Genomic DNA, 17,448 nt, shown 5'->3' on the forward strand with positions numbered 1-17,448 from the left:
GTACAACATGAGCGGCGCGCTGGCCGACGCCCCGATCTCGGGCCACTGGTTCTCGGCCCAGTTCCAGGAGCTGCTGGACAACGCCTACCCGCCGCTGGACTGATCCGGCCCGTCCTCCCGGCGCGCGCCGAGGGGGACCGCTGAACAGGGCGCCCGTCCACCCAGGGGGTGGGCGGGCGTCCGCCACGGCCTGGGATCATGGGCCGGGGCCTTCCCCCGGAGGCCCGGAACCGGATCGGGGAGGAACCGCGTGGCGAACCTGCTGGAGACCGACACCGTCGTGGTCGGCCTGGGGGCGATGGGGGCGCAGGCCCTGTGGCGCCTGGCCCGGTCGGGCGTCGACGCCGTCGGGGTGGAGCAGTTCTCCCCCGGCCACGACCGGGGTTCCAGCCACGGGGAGTCCCGCATCATCCGCACCGCCTACCTGGAGGGCGCCGAGTACGTGCCGTTCGTCCGAGCGGCCTGGCGCGCCTGGTCGGAGTTGGAGGAGGCGTCCGGGGAACGGCTCGTGCTGCGCACCGGGGCGCTGATGGCCGGAGCGCCGGACAGTGCCGCCGTCGCCGGGTCGCTGGCCGCGGCCCGGCACCACGGACTCCCCTGCGAGCTGCTCTCCGCCGGCGAGGTCCGCGCCCGCTTCCCCGGCCACCGGCTGCGCACGGGCGAGGTCGGTGTGTTCGAGGAGGACGCCGGCGTGGTCCTGCCCGAGGCGTCGATCCTGGCGGCCGTCCGGCTCGCCGGGGCGGCGGGGGCACGGGTGCTCACCGGGGCCGTGGCGACCCGGATCGAACCGGATCCGGACCGGCCCCGCGTGGTGGTGGGCGACACCGTGATCCGCGCCCGGAGGGTCGTCGTCACCGCCGGCGCGTGGCTCCCCTCGCTGGTGCCCGAGGTGGCCGGCCTGGGCGGGGGGATCACGGTCGAGCGGCGTGTGCTGGGCTGGTTCCGCACCACGGGCGACCCGGCCGCGCACGTGGCCGGCCCGGTGTTCGCCCGGGACGGGGACGACTGCACCTGGTACGGGTTCCCGAGCCTGGACGGGGGCCGGACCGTCAAGATCGGCGTGCACGCCGAGGCCCCCGGCCCGAGGCGCGAGGGGGCTCAGTGGGGTGAGCCGGTGGACCCGGACACGGGGCCGCGCGAGCCCGACCCCGCCGACGCCCGCAGGCTCGGCGAGCTGACCTCGGGGCTGCACGGCGTCGAGGCCCTTCCCGAGCGCATGGCCTCCTGCATGTACACGATGACGTCGGACGAGCACTTCGTCATCGGCCACCGCAGGGAGCTTCCCGGGCTGGTGCTCGCCGGGGGCTTCTCCGGGCACGGCTACAAGTTCGCGTCCGCCGTCGGCGAGGCCCTGGCCGACCTGGCCGGGGACGGCCGGACCGACCTGCCGATCGGCCTGTTCGACCCGCACCGCTGGGACTGACGCGGGCGCCGGGGAGGGCTGGACCGGCCGGTCGCGGTGCTCCGTGCGATCATCGCTCACACGCGCGGCGCGAGCGCGCCGACCCCTCCCGGAAGGACCACCATGAACCGTCCCACCGTCCAGCGGACCGCGCTCGTCACCGGCGCGTCGTCGGGTATCGGCGCGGCCGTGGCCGCCGCACTGGTCCGGCGCGGCTACCGCGTGTACGGCACCAGCCGCAGACCCGGGTCGGTGGCCGAGCCGGTGCCGGGCGTGGAGTACCTGGCCCTGGACCTGGCCGACGAGGCGTCGGTCGAGGCGTGCGCCTCCGCCGCCGGCGACGTGGACGTGCTGGTCAACAACGCCGGTGAGAGCCAGAGCGGCCCGTTCGAGGAGTTGCCCCCGGACGCCGTGGAGAGGCTGTTCCGGATCAACGTGTTCGGGGCCGTGCGGCTCACCCAGCTCCTCCTCCCGGGGATGCGCGGGCGCGGGTACGGCCGGGTGGTCATGGTGGGGTCGATGCTGGCGAGCTTCCCCCTGGCGTACCGGTCGTCCTACGTCGCGTCGAAGGCGGCGGTCAAGGGGTTCGCCGACGCCCTGCGCCGCGAGGTGTCCCCGTTCGGGGTGGGGGTGGCCACGGTGGAACCGGGGTCGATCAACACCGGTATCAGCGAGCGGCGGACCCAGTACCTGCGCGACGGTTCCCCGTTCGCGGGCGAGTACCGCACCATGCTCACCGCACTCGACGCCAACGAGTCGGCCGGGATCTCCGCGGGCCGGGTCGCCCGGACCGTCGTGCGGGCGATCGAGGCGGACCCGCCGCGGCCCCTGTACGCGGTCGGCAGCAACGCGCCGGTGGTGTTCGCGCTGCGCAGGCTCTTCCCCCGCTCGCTCGTCCTCGCCGTGGTCGCCCGCAAGCACGGGCTGTAGGCGGCCGGCCCGCCGTACCGGAGCGCGACCGGGCGGGGCGCACGGGACGCGGCGCCGGCATCGGGGAGGATGGGGAGCCCGCGACCGAGATCCGAGGAGCACGCCATGAGGCAGCAGGTCCACTTCGTCACGCTCGCCACCCCCGACCTGGACGCGGCCCGCCGCTTCTACCGTGACGGACTCGGCTGGGAGCCGCTCATGGACGTCCCGGACGAGATCGTCTTCTTCCAGGTCGCGCCCGGGCAGGTGCTGGGCCTCTTCGACGCGGAGAAGTTCGACCGGGACCTGGGACTGCCGCCCGGGACGTCGGGGCTGTCGGGGGTGACCCTGTCGCACAACGTCGACGGCCCCGAGGAGGTCGGGCGGACCGTGGACGCGATGGCCGCGGCGGGCGGGACCGTGCTCAAGAGCCCGCGGCGGGGCGAGTTCGGGGGCATCTTCCACGCGCACGTCCGGGACCCCAACGGGGTGGTGTGGGAGGTCGCGCACAACCCGGGGTGGAGCGTGGACGCCTCGGGGCGGGTGGTTCTCGGCTGACCCGCTCCGGGCGTCCGGGGGGGCGGGACGCGGTCGGCTGTTGCCGCGGGGCCGACCGGCGCCGGGGAGGGGGGTGCCCTAGGTTGGGCGGTGAAGGTCGAAGTCAACGGTGGAGAGGTGCCGCGTGAGCAGCGTCGTCAAGTTCAACGTCCTGACCGTCCCCGAGGGTGCCGGGGCCACACTGGAGGAGCGCTTCGCCAAGCGGGCCGGGCTGGTGGAGAACCAGCCGGGGTTCGAGGAGTTCCAGCTCCTGCGCCCGGTCGAGGGCACCGACAAGTACCTGGTGTACACCCGTTGGCGCTCCGAGGAGGACTTCCAGAACTGGGTGGGCGGCCAGGCGTTCAAGCACGGGCACGCCCAGGCCGCCGCCGACGCGGGTCGGAGCGGCGAGGCGACCGGACACGGGCACGGGCAGGGCGGACCGGCCGCGACCGGCAGCGAGATCTGGGGGTTCGAGGTCGTCCAGCACGTCAGGGCCGGCGCCTGAGTCCCCGGACCGGCCCTCCGCGCCGGGCCGCGGTCGCGGAGGCCGGTCCGCCGGCGGGCGGCCTCAGCCCCGGGGCTTTCGGGCCTCGACGAGGAAGCGGGTCGTGGTCGCCGTGAACGCCCCCTCGCGCCGGATGTGCTCGTGCATGTCCAGGAGCCGTTCCCGGTAGGCGTCGACGGTGAACCCCGGCACCATCCAGATCACCTTGCGCAGGAAGTAGACGACCGCGCCGACGTCGAAGAACTCCGTGCGCAGCCGTTCCAGGCGCAGGTCGACGACGTCGAGCCCGGCCGCCCTGGCCGCCTCGCGCGCGTCGTCCGGGTGCCGGGACCGGCGGTCCTCCTCCGGGCGCGGTCCCAGGAAGAACTCCACCACCTCGAACACGCTCTCCGGCCCCACCTGCTGGGAGAGGTAGGTGCCGCCGGGGGCGAGCACGCGGGCGATCTCCTCCCACCACGTGGCGACGGGGTGCCGGGAGACCACCAGGTCGAACGCGCCGTCCGCGAACGGCAGCGGGCGGCCGTCCTCGGTCGCGACCACCGCGACGCCCCGCGGGTGGAGCAGCCGGGTGGCCGCGGCGACGTTGGGCGGCCAGGACTCGGTCGCCACCGCCGTCCTGGGGAGTTCGGGGACACCGGCCAGCACCTCGCCTCCCCCGGTATCGATGTCGAGGGCGGCGGAGGCGCAGGCCATGCGCTCCCCCATCGTGCGCTGGTAGCCCCAGGAGGGGCGCTGTTCGGTGGCCCGGCCGTCCAGCCACGAGAAGTCCCAGCCCTCCGTGGGCTCGGCCTCGGCCTCGGCCACGAGTTCGTCGAATGATCGTTCCATGGGTCCATCGTCCCCGGCGGCCCCGTCCGCGGCCACCCGGTTTCGGTCGCCACCCGGCGGCGGGCCCCGCCCTCCTCCCGCCCCGGAGGCGGCCCCGGGACGGCGGCCGGGCAGGATGGTCGACCATGAGAACCCTCGCCCGCCGCATCGGAAGCGTCGCCCCCGTCCCCGCGGTCGCCGCCGGTCTGATCGCCGTCCTGGTCGGGGTGACCAGCTCGGCGGCGATCGTGTTCACCGCCGCCGAGGCCGCCGGGGCGTCCTCCGGGGAGATCGCCTCGTGGATGCTCGCCCTGGGCGTGGGCATGGCGGTGACCTGTGTGGGGCTGTCGCTGCGCTACCGGGCCCCCGTGGTCACCGCGTGGTCCACGCCGGGCGCGGCGCTGCTGGCGGTGGGCCTGGACGGGGTGACGATGGCGCAGGCCGTCGGGGCGTTCCTGTTCTCGGCCGCCCTGATCACCCTGAGCGGGGTCACCGGCTGGTTCGAGAGGGTGATGGACCGGGTCCCCGTCCCGCTCGCGGCGGGGCTGCTGGCCGGGGTCCTGCTCCAGTTCGGGGTCGGCCTCTTCACGAGCATGGAGGACGACTTCGCGGTGGTGGCCGCGATGTTCGCGGCGTACCTGCTGTCCCGGCGGTGGCTGCCGCGCTACGCCGTGATCCTGTCCCTGGCCGCGGGCGCGGCGGCCGCCGCCGCACGGGGGACCCTGGACCTGGGCGGGGTGCGGCCCGCGCTCGCCGCTCCGGTGTTCGTGGTGCCCGAGTTCTCGTGGCAGGTGCTGGTGAGCGTGGGCGTGCCGCTGTTCGTGGTGACCATGGCGTCCCAGAACCTGCCCGGGGTGGCGGTCCTGCGCGGCGACGGCTACCGGGTGCCGGTCTCCCCCGTGATCGGATGGACCGGAGCGACCAACATGGTGCTGGCCCCGTTCGGGTGCTTCGGGATGAACCTGGCGGCGATCACCGCGGCCATCTGCACCGGTCCGCAGGCCCATCCCGACCCGGAACGCCGCTACCTCGCGGGGGTGTGGGCGGGGGTCTTCTACCTGTGCGTCGGCGTGTTCGGGGCGACGGTGGCGTCCCTGCTGGCCGCCCTGCCCGCCACCCTGGTCCTGGGGATCGCGGGGATCGGCCTGCTCGGCACGATCGGGGGGTCCCTGGCGTCCGCGCTGTCGGACGAACGGTCCCGGGAGGCGGCGGTGGTGACGTTCCTGGCGACGGCGTCCGGGTTCACGCTGCTCGGGGTGGGGTCGGCGTTCTGGGGCCTGGTCGCGGGCGTGCTGACGCTGGTGGTGACCGCCTCCCGGCGCGGAGCGCGCGGCGGGGAGGCCTCCCCCGGGCGGAGGCCGGGCGCGTGACCCCGCGGCGGGGGCCGGCTGCGGCCGCCCCCCGCCTCAGGCCGTCGCGAGGATCCGGCCGGCCTCCGCCACCCCCGCGACGAGGTCCTGGGGGTCGGCCGTCATCCCCGCCACCACGAGGTCCACCTCCTCCAGACCCGCCCGGGCCAGGAGCTCCTTGTCGTTGGTGACCCACTCCCCCCGGCCGGCCAGTACCGCGTGCGCCGTGTGGGAGGCCGCCTGGGCGACCAGGCCCGCGGTCTGGGCGACCCTGCCGCGGGGCGCGTGGTTGCGCTCGGCGTAGGCCAGGGTGGCGGAGGCCAGACCGCGCCAGACCGGTGGCGCGGACCGGCGCAGCGCCTCGGGGTAGTCGGGCCGGGGCAGGTCCCCGACGAGGACGCGGCCGATCGCGAGTTCGGCGACGACGAGGTAGCTGGGGATGCCGACCAGGTGGAACATGAGCGGCTCCACCCGGAACCGGCCCGCGCCCGCCTCGGCGAGCTCGTGTTCGACGACGTCGAGGTCGCGGTAGTGCACGTCCACGGCCCGTCCGTCGATCCGCAGCCAGGCTCCGCCGTTGAAGACGCCGCCGCCCCAGTCCCCGAGCTCCGAGACCTCGCCGGGCCAGCCCGTGTCCCGCAGGTCCTGCGGGTCGAACCGGCCCCGGTAGTAGAGGGCCAGGTCCCAGTCGCTGTCGGGCCGGTGGGAGCCCTGGGCCCTGGAGCCTCCGAGGGCGACGGCCCGCACGGCGGGGAGGGAGGCGAGCCGGTCGGCGGTGGCGGCGAGGAAGCGCTCGTCGTCGGAAGTGGTCATCGGACCATCATCGTGCACCCCGACCGGCGGCCTCCACGGGTTTTCCCGCGGCGGACGCGAGCCGTGCTCAGCCGCCGGGGCGCGCCTGCGCCGTCACGGTAGCGGCACCGGAGCGGGGCTCCCGGTAGGTGCCCCACCGCAGGAGGCGTTCTGCGGGTCCGCGCGCCCCAGTGCGCCGCATGACGTCGGCGATCACCACGGTGGCCAGCCAGACGGCCGCGCCGACCAGGACCGAGCCGAGCTCGGAGAGACCCGACGCCAGGCCGAGCGCGTACGGCGCGAACAGCACGGTCCACCCCACCGACTGCAGGAGGTAGCACGTCATCGAGCGCTGGCCGGTGGCCGCCAGTGCCCGGACCACCGGGCCCCGCCGGTCGCCGAGGCGGACCGCGAGCAGGGCGATGAGCGCCGCGTAGCCGAAGCCGCCCGCGTAGCCGGTGAGCAGGTGCAGCCAGGCGAGAGCGGTCTCGGCCGCGCCGGCGGCCTCCCACAGCCCGGCCGAGGCCAGGCCGTACGGCAGTCCCCCCAGAACGGCGACGGGGATGCCGGCGAAGGCGCTCCGGCGCAGCAGGCCGAGGTGGAGACCGGGCTCCTCCATGACGCGGCGGCGGGCCGCCCACACCCCCACGGCGAACGGGAACACCGACGTCATCAGGAGCATCGGGGTCATGACCGGCCACGTGAACAGCCGTGTCACCATGTCCGCCGACGGGCTCCCGGTGAGGACCCCTCCCCCGGCGGCGGGGTCGGTGAAGGAGGGGACGGTGTTGAGGAAGGCGTAGACCAGCGTGCCGAGGGCCATCCAGGTGAACCCGTGGGCGAGCAGCCTCCGGTCGCCGGTGTGGAGGAGCCCGGCGAACATGAGGGCGATGAGCCCGTAGACGGCGATGATGTCGCCGAAGAAGAGCAGGACGGTGTGCAGGACCCCGATGAGGACCAGCCAGCGCCCCCTTCTGCGGACCAGGGAGCGCACCCGCGGCCAGGGCTGCCCCTCGGCCACGCGGCGCAGGTGGATCCGGGCGAGCCCGTAGCCGAACAGCGCGGCGAACATGGGGTAGCCGCGCCCCTCGGCGAACGTCATCACGAAGACCGTGGTGGCGGCGTCGAACGCCGCACCCGGCGCCTGCGGGTCGCCGCCGACCATCTCCTGGAAGATGTGGGCGTGCACGATGGCGATCACCAGCAGCATCACGCCGCGGGACAGGTCGGGCGCCAGGGACCGCCGGCTGAGCGGGACGCCGCCGGAGGCGGGGGTTCCGGGGGGAGGTGGGAGGGACACGGGAAGCTCCGTTCACGCCGCACGGGGGCAGGGCGGGGCCAGGTGGATGGGGATTGGATACGATGGCGTATCCAACGACGTTTTTAAGATACGGCACCGTTTCTTGTTTGGGAAACCGATTCCCGGCCGGAAGCGGCCAGGGGAGGCAGGGTTGGCGGACGACGCGGCACGGAACCGGGCCGGGGAGCGCCCCGGCGGACAGGAGGAGGACCCCTCCGGGGGCGGGGGCGCGCGGGACCGCACGCGGCCGGACGCGCCCCGGTCCACGCGCAGGCGCGGGAGGGAACTGCTCGACGCCATCCACGAGGCGGTCCTCGCCGAGGCCGCCGAGGTCGGCCTCTCCCGGCTGTCCATGGAGGGCGTCGCCCGCCGCGCCGGTACCGCGAAGACCTCCCTGTACCGGCGCTGGCCCACCCCCGGCGACATCCTGATCGACGCGATGTACCACACCCTCCCGCAGGAGGTGCCCACGCCCGGGGCCGACGACCTGCGGGGGGACCTCGTCCGCGCCCTCATGCTCCTGCGGGGCGTCATGGTCGACGGCACCCGCGGCCAGGCGATGTTCGCCGTGGTCGCCGAGGCGCGGCACCACCCCGACCTGTACAGGCGGTTCACGGAGGAGGTGTTCGACGCGCGCGGCGGTCGCTTCACCCGCACCGTGCTCGAGCACTACGCCGGGCGGGGCCGGATCGACCCCGCACGGGTCACACCCCTCACCGTCGACATCGGCGAGGCCATGATGATCAAGTACGGCATGGACCACCAGGCCTTCCCCGACGAGGAGTACGTGGCCCGGATCGTGGACGAGGTGATCCTGCCGGCCGTCGGCCAGGACCCGCGCGACGGGCGGCCGCCGGGCACCGACCCGTCGTAGGCTCCGGCCGACCGCGGCCCCGGGGCACGGCGGCCGGCCCGCCGGGGCGGGACCCCCGCCCGGATCCGCTCACCCGCCGCGCCGCGCCCCGGTCCCCCCGCGGCGCACCCGGGCGCGGACGGCCCCCCTCGTGTCGCGCCGGGCCATCCGGCGGGCCCGGGTGGCGAGCGGGATGTCGCGCGCCCGCCGGCCCCCCTCCGCCTCCTCCGCCCGGAGGGAGCGCACGAGCCCGGCCATCATGAAGAAGCCGATCGCGAAGAACGGCAGGCCGAACACGATGATCGTCTGCTGCAGGGCGTCCAGGCCGCCCACGCCCGTCGCGGTGAGGACCGTCGCGGCGACCACGCCCTCGGTGACACCCCAGAACACCCGCTGCCGGACCGGGGTGACGGCGTCGCCCGAGCACAGCATGTCCACGACCAGGGACGCCGAGTCCGAGGACGTGGTGAAGAAGATGACCACGATGAGGATCGAGGCGGCCGAGACGAACGTGGCCATCGGGAAGTGCTCCAGGAACGCGAACAGAGCGCCCGGTATGTCCTGCTCCACGGCCACCTCCCGCACCAGCCCGCCGCCCCGGTTCATCTCGATGTCGAAGGCCGACAGGCCGAAGACGCCGAACCACACGATGCTGAAGGCCGTGGGCAGGACGAGCACGCCGAGCACGAACTCGCGGATGGTGCGGCCCTTGGAGATACGGGCGATGAAGATGCCGACGAACGGCGACCAGGTGATGGTCCACGCCCAGTAGAAGACCGTCCAGGCGCCCTGCCAGCCGGTGTTGCCGAAGGTGTCGTTCCAGAACGACAGCGGGACCAGCCGCTCCAGGTACACGCCGACGGTCTCGATGGTGCCCTTCGCCAGGTAGAGCGGGGAGGACGCCAGGAAGACGAACACCAGCAGGGCGACGGCGAGGACGACGTTGAGCAGCGAGAGCCACTTGATCCCGACGTCGAGCCCCGAGGCCACCGAGGCGACCGCGACGGCCGTGACCACGGCGATCAGGACCAGCTGCGTGAGGCGGCTCTCCTCGATGCCGAACAGCGTGTTGAGGCCGCTGTTGATCTGCATGGTCCCCAGGCCGATGGTGACGGCCACGCCGAACAGCGTGCCGAGGACCGCGACGATGTCGACGGTCCTTCCCAGCGGACCGTCGATCCGGTCGCCGATGAACGGGTGGAAGACCGAACTGACCCGGAACGGCAGGCCCTTGCGGTACACGAAGTAGGCGAAGGCCAGCGCCGGCAGGCAGAAGATCGTCCAGGTGTGCAGGCCGAAGTGGTACAGCGTGAACCCCATGGCCTGCCTGGCCGCCTCCACCGACTCCGGCTCGACGTCGCCCTGAGGCGGGTCCGCGTAGTGGCTGATGGGCTCGGCCACGCCCCAGAACATGAGGATGCTGCCGATCCCGGCCGCGAAGAGCATGCAGAACCAGGCGAGGTTGCCGTACTCCGGCGCACTGCCCGGGGGGCCGAGCCGCACACCGCCGTAGCGGCTGCACGCGATCCACACGAGAAAGGCGAGAAAGGACGTCACCCCGAGGATGTAGAGCCATCCGAGATGGGTCAGGATCCATTGCGAGGCGGCGCCGAAGACGGTGTCCACCGTGTCGGTGAAGACGATGGCGCACACCACGAAGACGACGGTCAGTGCGGCGGAGGTGAAGAAGATCGTCGGGTTCGTGTCGAGCCCGAGCACGTGTGCCAGTTTTTTCGACATGCACTGCCCTCTGGTGTTTCGGGTGCTTTCGGCGCGCGGGCGGGACCGGGGATCTCGGAGCGGCCCCGGGCAAGGATACGCATCGGGAAAGACAGATTCACCTACGTCCATTTCATAGGAAATGACGCCAATCCCGTTTTAAATAAAGATTCCTGCCACACTGTGCCCTTTTAGATCAAAACACCAGAAAAGCCTGAAAGGACGGCGCCGTGCCGGGCCCCGAGCGCGGAGGACGCGGCGCCGCGCAGGTCGGCCGGGAGCGCGGCGGAGGCACGCGGAGGGGCCGTCGTTCGGCGGCGCGGCGCCGGAGGACGGGCGGACGGAACCGGGGGACGCGGGAGCGGCTCACACGTCCGGCCCGCCGCGTTGGCGCGGGGGGCGGGAGCGCGGCGGCGGGGCCGCGCCCGTGTGCGGCGGGAGGCCGCCACGGGGGCGGGTCAGGCGTCGAGCCCGCGCAGCAGCTCGCACACCCTCTCGGGCTGCTCGTACAGCGACAGGTGGCCCGCGCCCTCGATCGTGTGGACCCCGGTGTTCAGGAACCGGCGGGCCGGCCCGTGCAGGCGCGCGGGGGAGAAGAAGGGATCGTGCGATCCGGTCGCCACGGCGACCGGCGTGTCCGCCCAGGCGCGGAACTGCTCTCCGTGGAGCGGGTTGGGCGTGGTGCCCGTGCGGCAGTAGCGGGCCACCATGGTCAGCCACTCGGCCTCGGCGCGGCGCTCGGCGCACTCCTCCGCGGACGGGCCGCTGAGGAACTCGACGAGGCGACCGCTGGTCTGCTCGTTGGGGTGGATCATCCAGGGCAGCGTCGCGCGCATCGACTCCGAGCTGACACCGGCGGCGGTGAGCCCCGCGGGGTTGAGCAGCAGCATCCCCGCGACCAGCGGGGACGGGGTCGAGGCGAGCGCGATGGCGGCGCCGCGCGAGTGTCCCAGCACCAGGACGGGCCCGTCGGTGATCCGGGGCAGGAGCTCGTCCAGCCACGCGCCGTAGGTCTCGATCCTGGTCCCGCCGACCCGCTGGCTGCAGCTGAGGCCGGGCTGTCCGGGGACGTCGACCAGCAGCACCGGCCGGTCCGCGGACAGGGCGCGGGCGGCGGGGACCGTGGTGGCGGCGTTGAAGTTGGTGCCGGACAGGACCAGTACCGGGGTGCCGGCACCGCCTTCGGCGCGAAAGGCCTGCGTGCTCCCCAGACGGGTCTCCACAGGCGGAAGGGGCCCGAGTTCGGGCCACTGGCTCAGGGCTTTGTGGCACCAGGCGTGGACGGAACGCTCGGCGTTCTCCGAGCGGTACACGCGTGCGGCACGAAGGGGGACGACGGTCATGGATCTGGTTTCGCGTAGAGGAGAGCTGGTGTCCGCCGTCGTATGTTTCCCGGCGCACCAGAGGGACTGTACGCCTCTGTTCGGCACCACGCCACTCGGGGGCGGCGAAGGTCCTGGCCCGAGACGTCCAGCAGGTCCATACCCCTTGCGGACCGGCCCTTGGGAAGGGTGTGGGCCGTGGTGCGCGCGCGTACCGTTTCGTCCGGTTCCGGCCATGCGCAGGGCGAGACGTTTACTTCACGCCCCAGCCGTTTCGTCCCGCGAAAGACGCTCCCGGGCTGTTTTCACAGCCCGGGAGCGTCGGATGATCCCATCCCCGGGCCCGGTCACGGCCCCGGAGGAGACGGCTCTCAGCCGAGGGTGTCGGGGTCCGGACCGATCCGGCCGTCACGGTTCAGCGACCCGATCTTGTCCATGTCGTCACCGGACAGCTCGAAGTCGAAGACGTCGAAGTTCTCCCGGATCCGCGACGGGGTCACGGACTTGGGGATCACGACGTTGCCGCTCTGGATGTGCCAGCGCAGCACCGCCTGTGCGGCGGACTTGCCGTGCGCGGCGCCGATCGCGCCGAGCACGGGGTCCTGCAGCAGGTCCTTGCCCTGGCCCAGGGGGCTCCACGCCTCGGTGACGACGCCGTGCCGGGCGTTGGCCGCCCGCATGGCCTCCTGGGAGAAGTAGGGGTGCAGCTCGATCTGGTTGACGGCCGGGACCACGTCTCCCTCCTCCACGACGCGGTCCAGGGTCGCGGCGGTGAAGTTGGACACCCCGACGGCCTTGGCCCGCCCCTCGGAGTGGATGCGCTCCAGGGCCTTCCAGGTCTCGACGTAGGCGCCCCTCGCCGGCGCCGGCCAGTGGATGAGGTACAGGTCGACGTAGTCCAGGCCGAGCCGGTCGAGGCTGGCGTCGAAGGCCTTGAGCGCGTTGTCGTACCCCTGGTCGTCGTTCCACAGCTTGGTGGTGACGAACAACTCCTCCCGGGGGAGGCCCGACGCCGCGAGCGCACGGCCCGTACCGGCCTCGTTCTCGTACAGCTTGGCCGTGTCGATGCTGCGGTAGCCGCTCTCCAGGGCGGTCTCGACGGCGGCCTGGGCCGCGTCGTCGGCGACCTGCCAGACACCGAACCCGAGTTGCGGCATCGTGAGGCCGTTGTTCAGCGTGACGTACTGCATGGAAGCCTTTCCGTGGTCACGGAGGTCCGTGGTGGCTGCGGGGCGTGTCACCCATGATGGCAACCTGGAGTGCACTCCAGGCAAGGGCTCAGTCGGCGAGGCGGACCAGCATCTTGCCGGTGTTCGCCCCCCGCATCATGTCGAGGAAGGCCCGGACGGCGTTGTCGATGCCGTCGACCACGGTCTCCTCGGTGCGCAGCTCCCCGTCCGCGATCCAACCCGCCGCCAGCCGGGCGTACTCGGCCGCCAGGTGGGCGTGGTCGCCGACGATGAACCCGCGCAGGTTGAGCCGCTTGCCGACCGCGAGGAACAGGTTGTCCGGCCCCGGGACGGGCTCGGTGGCGTTGTACTGGGAGATCGCGCCGCACAGGGCGATCCGCCCGTGGTCGCGCATCGCCGCGATGGCCGCCCGCAGGTGGGCGCCTCCGACGTTGTCGAAGTAGACGTCGATCCCGTCGGGCGCGGCCTCGGCGAGCTGCCCCTCCAGGTCGCCCTCGCGGTAGTCGATGGCGGCGTCGAAGCCGAACTGCTCGACGACCCGGCGCCGCTTCTCCGGGCCGCCCGCCGATCCGACCACGCGGGAGGCCCCGAGCTTGCGGGCGATCTGGCCGGCGATCGAGCCGACCGCTCCCGCGGCTCCCGAGACGAACACCACGTCGCCCTCCTTCACGGGGGCGACCTCGACGAGCCCGGCGTAGGCGGTGAGGCCGATCATGCCGAGGACGTTGAGGTAGTTCTCGACGGGGGCGAGGCCGGGGTCGACCACGCGCGCCGCCCCGGCGGGCAGGAGTGCGTACTCGCGCCACCCGGCGGAGTGCAGGACCGTGGCGCCGACCGGGAGGTCGTCGCTGCCGGAGGCGACCACGGTGCCCACCGCACCGCCGTCCATCGCCTCGCCGAGGCGGTAGGGCGGGACGTAGGACTTGGCGTCGTTCATGCGGCCCCGCATGTAGGGGTCCACGGAGATCCACGAGTTGCGCACGAGGACCTCCCCGGCTCCGGGGTCGCCGACCTCGGTCTCGACGAGGGAGAAGTCGGCGGGCTCGGGCTCGCCGGAGGGGCGGGCGACGAGATGGACTTCCCTGCTGGTGACTGGCATGGCGCAACCTCCGGACGTCGTGTGCGGTGGACCGGGCTGCCCCGGTCCAGGCAGACACTAGTGCGGCAACGTATTCGTCCACCAATAAAATCGGCAAGGTGACCTATAGAGATTCCAATGGATCGGTTGCCGGGTCGCTGGACCTCCAGCAGCTGCGCACCTTCCTGGCCGTGCACAGGTCGGGCTCCTTCACCGCGGCCGCCCAGCTGTTGCGGCTGTCACAGCCGACGGTGACCACGCAGATCCGCTCGCTGGAGCGGAGGCTGGGCCACGAACTGTTCGACCGGCTGCCCCGGGGCGTGGCCCCCACCGCCGAGGCCAACGACCTGGCCGCCCGGATCGCCGAGCCGCTGGACGCCCTGGAGGCGGTGGCCGGGGAGAACGGCGGCGACGCGGCCTCCCCGCCCGTGCCGCTGCGGCTGGCGGGGCCCGCCGAGGCGCTCCACTGCCTGGTCCTGCCCGCCCTCGCCCCGCTGGTGGAGGAGGGGGTGCGGCTGCGGGCCCGGACCGGACCGGCCGACGACCTCCTGGACGGACTCCGCGCGGGCAGGCACGACCTGGTGCTGTCGACGGTGCGGCCGCGCGGTCGCACGCTGGTCGCCGATCCGCTGGCGGACACGGAGTCCGTCCTGGTGGCGTCGCCCGGGTGGGCGCGGCGGATCCACCGCGAACGGCTGGACCGCCAGGGCTCCTCGGCGCTGTGCGCGACCCCCCTGGTGGCGTACGACGACGACCTGCCCCTCCTGCGCCGGTACTGGCGCCACGTGTTCGGCGTGCGGCTGACCTGCACGCCCGCGGTCACCGTGCCCGACCTGCGCGGGGTGCTGGCGGCGGTGGTCGGCGGCGCCGGGGTGACGGTGCTGCCGCGGTACCTGTGCCAGTCGGCGCTGGAGGACGGCCGCCTGGTCACGCTCCTGGACCCTGCGGATCCGCCCGTCGACACGGCCTACCTGGTGCGGCGCCCGGGAGCGGGCCATCCGCACCTGGAGAAGGCGTGGAAGCGGTTGACGGAGGCCGCCGCCCGGCCGTGAGTGCGGCCGGAGGGGTCGGCCGTGCGCCGCACCGCGCGGTCTCCGCCCCGTCGGCGAGGGGACCGGGCCGCGCGGCTGCCGGACGCGGCGTCGGCGGCGCGGGCGTCGGCGGGCGCGGGGACGCGGGCCGCGTCGCGCCCGGGCCCGCGAGGGTCCGGGCGGGGCCGGGTCCGAGCGGCGTTCCGCGAGGGGTACGCCGAGGGCCTGCGGTGCGGGGCCGCCTGCCCCCGGCGGGCCCCGGGGCCGGTGGGATCGCGCCCCGGCGCTCCTGGCGCGGCTCCCGCCGGAAACCGCCCGAACCCGCCACCCTCGGGGGGAGTCCTATCCGGGGCGGGCGCGACCGTCCGCGGGACACGGAGGTCGGGGTCATGGATCAGGTGGGGACACGGGGAACGGCTCCTGCGGCTCCGGCCGCCCGCCGCCGTCGCTCGGCGGCCGTGACCGTCCTGGTCGCGCTGGCGGCGGCGGGCTTCGCGGTGTTCGCCGCGCTGCGGGGGCTCGGCCTGGAGCGGGGATGGCCGCTGGTGCCCGCGCTGGCCTACACCCCGTACGTGCTGGGGGCCGCGCTCCTGGCGGCGACGGCCGCGGGCCTGCTGCGGCGGTGGGTGCCGCTGGCCGTGCTGGTCGCGGCGGCGGCCGTCCTCGCGGCGGCCGTCGTACCGCGCGCGATCCCCTTCGGGATCTCCGGGGCCGGCGGCCCGGAGCTGCGGGTCATGAGCCTGAACGCCCTCGGCGGCGGCGCCGACGTCGCCGAGGTGGTCGCACTGGTGCGCGACCGCGAGGTGACGGTCCTCGCCCTCCAGGAGGTCACACCGGACCTGTTGGAGGCCCTGTCCGAGGCCGGGCTCGACGACTTCCTCCCCCACACCGTCGACCACTCGGCCGCGGGTGTGCACGGCAGCAGCGTCCACGCGGCCCTCCCCCTCACCGACCTGGGCGACGCGGCGGCGGGGACCGGGGCGTTCGCGATGCCCCGCGCCGGCATGGAGGTGCCCGGGTACTCCTTCCCCGTGGAGGTGGTGTCGGTGCACCCCCTGCCTCCCCTGGCCCCCGGGACCATGGACGGGTGGCGGGACGGGCTGCGCGCCCTGCCCGGTCCCGGGGACGCGGAACCCGCGGCCGCGGACCCCGGGAACCGCCTCCACCGGCCGGGTCTCAGGATCCTGGCCGGCGACTTCAACGCCACCCTGGACCACGCCGAGCTGCGCCGCGTCCTGGACGAGGGCTACGTGAGCGCCGCGACCGTCCACGGCCGGGGGCTGGAGCCCACATGGCCGACGGGGGGCCGGCTGCCCGGCGTCACCATCGACCACGTGCTGGTCGACGAGTCGATGGGCGTCGGCGCGTTCGAGGTCGTGGAGGTCACGGGCAGCGACCACCGGGCGGTCCTCGCCCGGGTGACGCTGCCCGAGGGGCGGTGAGGGCCCGGCGCCGGAACGGGCGTGTCCACGGGGCCGGGGGCCTGGCCCGCCGGAGAGGGTCTCCCCGGGAGCCGGCGACACGGTCTACCGTCGGCTCATGAGCGAGCTGACCGAACCGATCACCGGCACCCGCCTCCAGGTGGTGCTCCCCGACGAGTCCCCGGAGATGCCCCCGAGGACCCTGACCGACCTGGGCGTCCGGGCGGAGGAGTTGGGGGTGGACGCCGTGTGGCTTCCGGACCACCTGCTGCCGCCCGCCCCGTACGGGACCACGTTCGGCGGCGTGTACGAGCCGCTGGTGACCCTGGCGCACCTGGCCGCCCGCACCACGCGGATCCGGCTGGGCACGTCGGTGCTGGTGGCGCCGTTGCGGGACCCCCTGGTCCTCGCGAAGCAGGCGGCGACCCTGGACGCCCTGTCGGGAGGGAGGTTCGTGCTGGGGGTGGGCGTCGGCTGGTCCGAGGAGGAGTTCGCCGCGGTGGGGGCCGACTTCGCCACACGCGGGGCCCGGACGGACGAGACGCTGCGGCTGCTGCGGCACCTGTTCGGGGGCGGCGGCCCGTTCGAGGGCCGGTTCCACTCCTACGGGAGCGGCGTGTTCGAGCCCCGCCCGGCGCGTCCCGTGCCGGTGATGGTCGGCGGCACCTCCGACCGGGCGCTGCGGCGCGCGGCCGAGTGGGGCGACGAGTGGCAGGGCGTCGGACTGACCGCGGAGAAGTTCGTGGCGGCGCGCAACCGGCTGCGGTGCCTGACCGACCGCCCCGTCCGGTCGGGCACCCGGATCGCCTGGTCCGGGGACGAGGAGGGCTTCGGCCGCGCCGTGGAGCTGTTCCGGGAGCTGACGGCCGCCGGGGCGGACTCGGTGGCGGTGTGGTTCGGCGACGCGGAGGGGTTCGGCGGGCGCATGGAGAGGTTCGTGGCGGCGCTGCGCTGACCGAGCCGCGCGGGGCGGTCCCTACTTCTGGGAGCCGAGGACCCCCCGCCCCCCGTACTTCTTGTGGACGGCCTGCTTGGAGACGCCGAGGGCCTCCGCGACCTCGGCCCAGGTGGAGCCCCGGTTGCGCGCCCGGCGCACGAGTACGGCCTCGACCCGCTCCATCTCCCTGCGGACGCGCATCGTGGCGTCGAGACCGGCCAGGGGGTCGTCGCCGTCGGTGGCGCGGGCGAGGGCGATCAGCTGTTCGGTGTCCATGGGTCAACTGTAATTGA

At 74.2% G+C, this 17,448-nt stretch carries 17 protein-coding genes; 9 read left to right on the forward strand and 8 right to left on the reverse strand.

Features of this window, described 5'->3' with window-relative positions; all coding sequences use genetic code 11:
• The first annotated feature begins 250 nt into the window (after window positions 1-250).
• From solA to ACFQBR_RS31840, 4 genes are all read left to right on the forward strand, one after another.
• Window positions 251-1,423 carry an N-methyl-L-tryptophan oxidase gene (gene solA / locus ACFQBR_RS31825; RefSeq protein ID WP_344185760.1) on the forward strand — a complete coding sequence of 391 codons (1,173 nt, stop codon included), beginning with the start codon at window positions 251-253 and terminating at the stop codon, window positions 1,421-1,423.
• Window positions 1,424-1,525: 102 nt separating this feature from the next.
• The gene (locus ACFQBR_RS31830) at window positions 1,526-2,332 is read left to right on the forward strand and encodes an SDR family oxidoreductase (protein ID WP_267948500.1); all 807 of its coding nucleotides are present in this window, start codon (window positions 1,526-1,528) and stop codon (window positions 2,330-2,332) included.
• 105 nt (window positions 2,333-2,437) lie between these two features.
• Window positions 2,438-2,869, forward strand: a complete 432-nt coding sequence (locus ACFQBR_RS31835; protein ID WP_267948499.1) for a VOC family protein — start codon at window positions 2,438-2,440, stop codon at window positions 2,867-2,869.
• A 124-nt stretch (window positions 2,870-2,993) separates the two neighbouring features.
• Window positions 2,994-3,356 (forward strand): antibiotic biosynthesis monooxygenase family protein, encoded by a 363-nt coding sequence (locus ACFQBR_RS31840; protein WP_330162448.1) that lies wholly within the window; start codon window positions 2,994-2,996, stop codon window positions 3,354-3,356.
• A 63-nt stretch (window positions 3,357-3,419) separates the two neighbouring features.
• Here ACFQBR_RS31840 and ACFQBR_RS31845 read toward each other — a convergent pair whose 3' ends face one another.
• The gene (locus tag ACFQBR_RS31845) at window positions 3,420-4,184 is read right to left on the reverse strand and encodes a class I SAM-dependent methyltransferase (protein WP_344185759.1); all 765 of its coding nucleotides are present in this window, start codon (window positions 4,182-4,184) and stop codon (window positions 3,420-3,422) included.
• Window positions 4,185-4,309: 125 nt separating this feature from the next.
• On the opposite strand from ACFQBR_RS31845, the gene ACFQBR_RS31850 reads away from it, so the two are divergent.
• Window positions 4,310-5,533 (forward strand): benzoate/H(+) symporter BenE family transporter, encoded by a 1,224-nt coding sequence (locus ACFQBR_RS31850; RefSeq protein WP_267948496.1) that lies wholly within the window; start codon window positions 4,310-4,312, stop codon window positions 5,531-5,533.
• A gap of 36 nt (window positions 5,534-5,569) precedes the next feature.
• On the opposite strand, the gene ACFQBR_RS31855 is transcribed toward ACFQBR_RS31850, so the two are convergent.
• Both ACFQBR_RS31855 and ACFQBR_RS31860 read right to left on the reverse strand, forming a co-directional pair.
• Window positions 5,570-6,325, reverse strand: coding sequence for a nucleotidyltransferase domain-containing protein (locus ACFQBR_RS31855; RefSeq protein WP_267948495.1), 756 nt, complete (start codon window positions 6,323-6,325; stop codon window positions 5,570-5,572).
• Window positions 6,326-6,392: 67 nt separating this feature from the next.
• Window positions 6,393-7,604 carry a DUF418 domain-containing protein gene (locus tag ACFQBR_RS31860; protein WP_344185758.1) on the reverse strand — a complete coding sequence of 404 codons (1,212 nt, stop codon included), beginning with the start codon at window positions 7,602-7,604 and terminating at the stop codon, window positions 6,393-6,395.
• Window positions 7,605-7,890: 286 nt separating this feature from the next.
• On the opposite strand from ACFQBR_RS31860, the gene ACFQBR_RS31865 reads away from it, so the two are divergent.
• A complete protein-coding gene (locus ACFQBR_RS31865; RefSeq protein ID WP_344185761.1) occupies window positions 7,891-8,478 on the forward strand; it encodes a TetR/AcrR family transcriptional regulator in 588 nt (195 codons plus the stop codon).
• A 69-nt stretch (window positions 8,479-8,547) separates the two neighbouring features.
• On the opposite strand, the gene ACFQBR_RS31870 is transcribed toward ACFQBR_RS31865, so the two are convergent.
• From ACFQBR_RS31870 to ACFQBR_RS31885, 4 genes are all read right to left on the reverse strand, one after another.
• Window positions 8,548-10,197: a BCCT family transporter gene (locus ACFQBR_RS31870; protein WP_344186143.1), complete on the reverse strand. Its 1,650-nt coding sequence runs from the start codon at window positions 10,195-10,197 to the stop codon at window positions 8,548-8,550.
• Between the two features lie 437 nt (window positions 10,198-10,634).
• Window positions 10,635-11,519, reverse strand: coding sequence for an alpha/beta fold hydrolase (locus ACFQBR_RS31875; RefSeq protein WP_267948492.1), 885 nt, complete (start codon window positions 11,517-11,519; stop codon window positions 10,635-10,637).
• Window positions 11,520-11,869: 350 nt separating this feature from the next.
• Entirely contained in the window at window positions 11,870-12,688 is an 819-nt protein-coding gene (locus tag ACFQBR_RS31880) for an aldo/keto reductase (protein WP_267948491.1), read from the reverse strand.
• 88 nt (window positions 12,689-12,776) lie between these two features.
• A complete protein-coding gene (locus ACFQBR_RS31885; RefSeq protein ID WP_344186142.1) occupies window positions 12,777-13,787 on the reverse strand; it encodes an NADP-dependent oxidoreductase in 1,011 nt (336 codons plus the stop codon).
• A 98-nt stretch (window positions 13,788-13,885) separates the two neighbouring features.
• Here ACFQBR_RS31885 and ACFQBR_RS31890 point away from each other — a divergent pair, with 98 nt between their 5' ends.
• From ACFQBR_RS31890 to ACFQBR_RS31900, 3 genes are all read left to right on the forward strand, one after another.
• On the forward strand, window positions 13,886-14,818 hold the full coding sequence (locus tag ACFQBR_RS31890; RefSeq protein ID WP_344186141.1) for a LysR family transcriptional regulator: 933 nt from the start codon (window positions 13,886-13,888) through the stop codon (window positions 14,816-14,818).
• A gap of 368 nt (window positions 14,819-15,186) precedes the next feature.
• Complete coding sequence (locus tag ACFQBR_RS31895) at window positions 15,187-16,239, forward strand: endonuclease/exonuclease/phosphatase family protein (RefSeq protein WP_344183987.1); 1,053 nt, start codon at window positions 15,187-15,189, stop codon at window positions 16,237-16,239.
• Window positions 16,240-16,336: 97 nt separating this feature from the next.
• Window positions 16,337-17,173, forward strand: coding sequence for a TIGR03619 family F420-dependent LLM class oxidoreductase (locus ACFQBR_RS31900; RefSeq protein ID WP_344183986.1), 837 nt, complete (start codon window positions 16,337-16,339; stop codon window positions 17,171-17,173).
• Between the two features lie 21 nt (window positions 17,174-17,194).
• Here the strand turns inward: ACFQBR_RS31900 and ACFQBR_RS31905 are convergent, their stop codons facing one another.
• The gene (locus ACFQBR_RS31905; RefSeq protein WP_267948486.1) at window positions 17,195-17,431 is read right to left on the reverse strand and encodes a hypothetical protein; all 237 of its coding nucleotides are present in this window, start codon (window positions 17,429-17,431) and stop codon (window positions 17,195-17,197) included.
• Between the last annotated feature and the right edge of the window lie 17 nt (window positions 17,432-17,448).

It is taken from the genome of Nocardiopsis tropica, assembly GCF_042660575.1.
Classification (GTDB): Bacteria; Actinomycetota; Actinomycetes; order Streptosporangiales; family Streptosporangiaceae; genus Nocardiopsis; species Nocardiopsis tropica.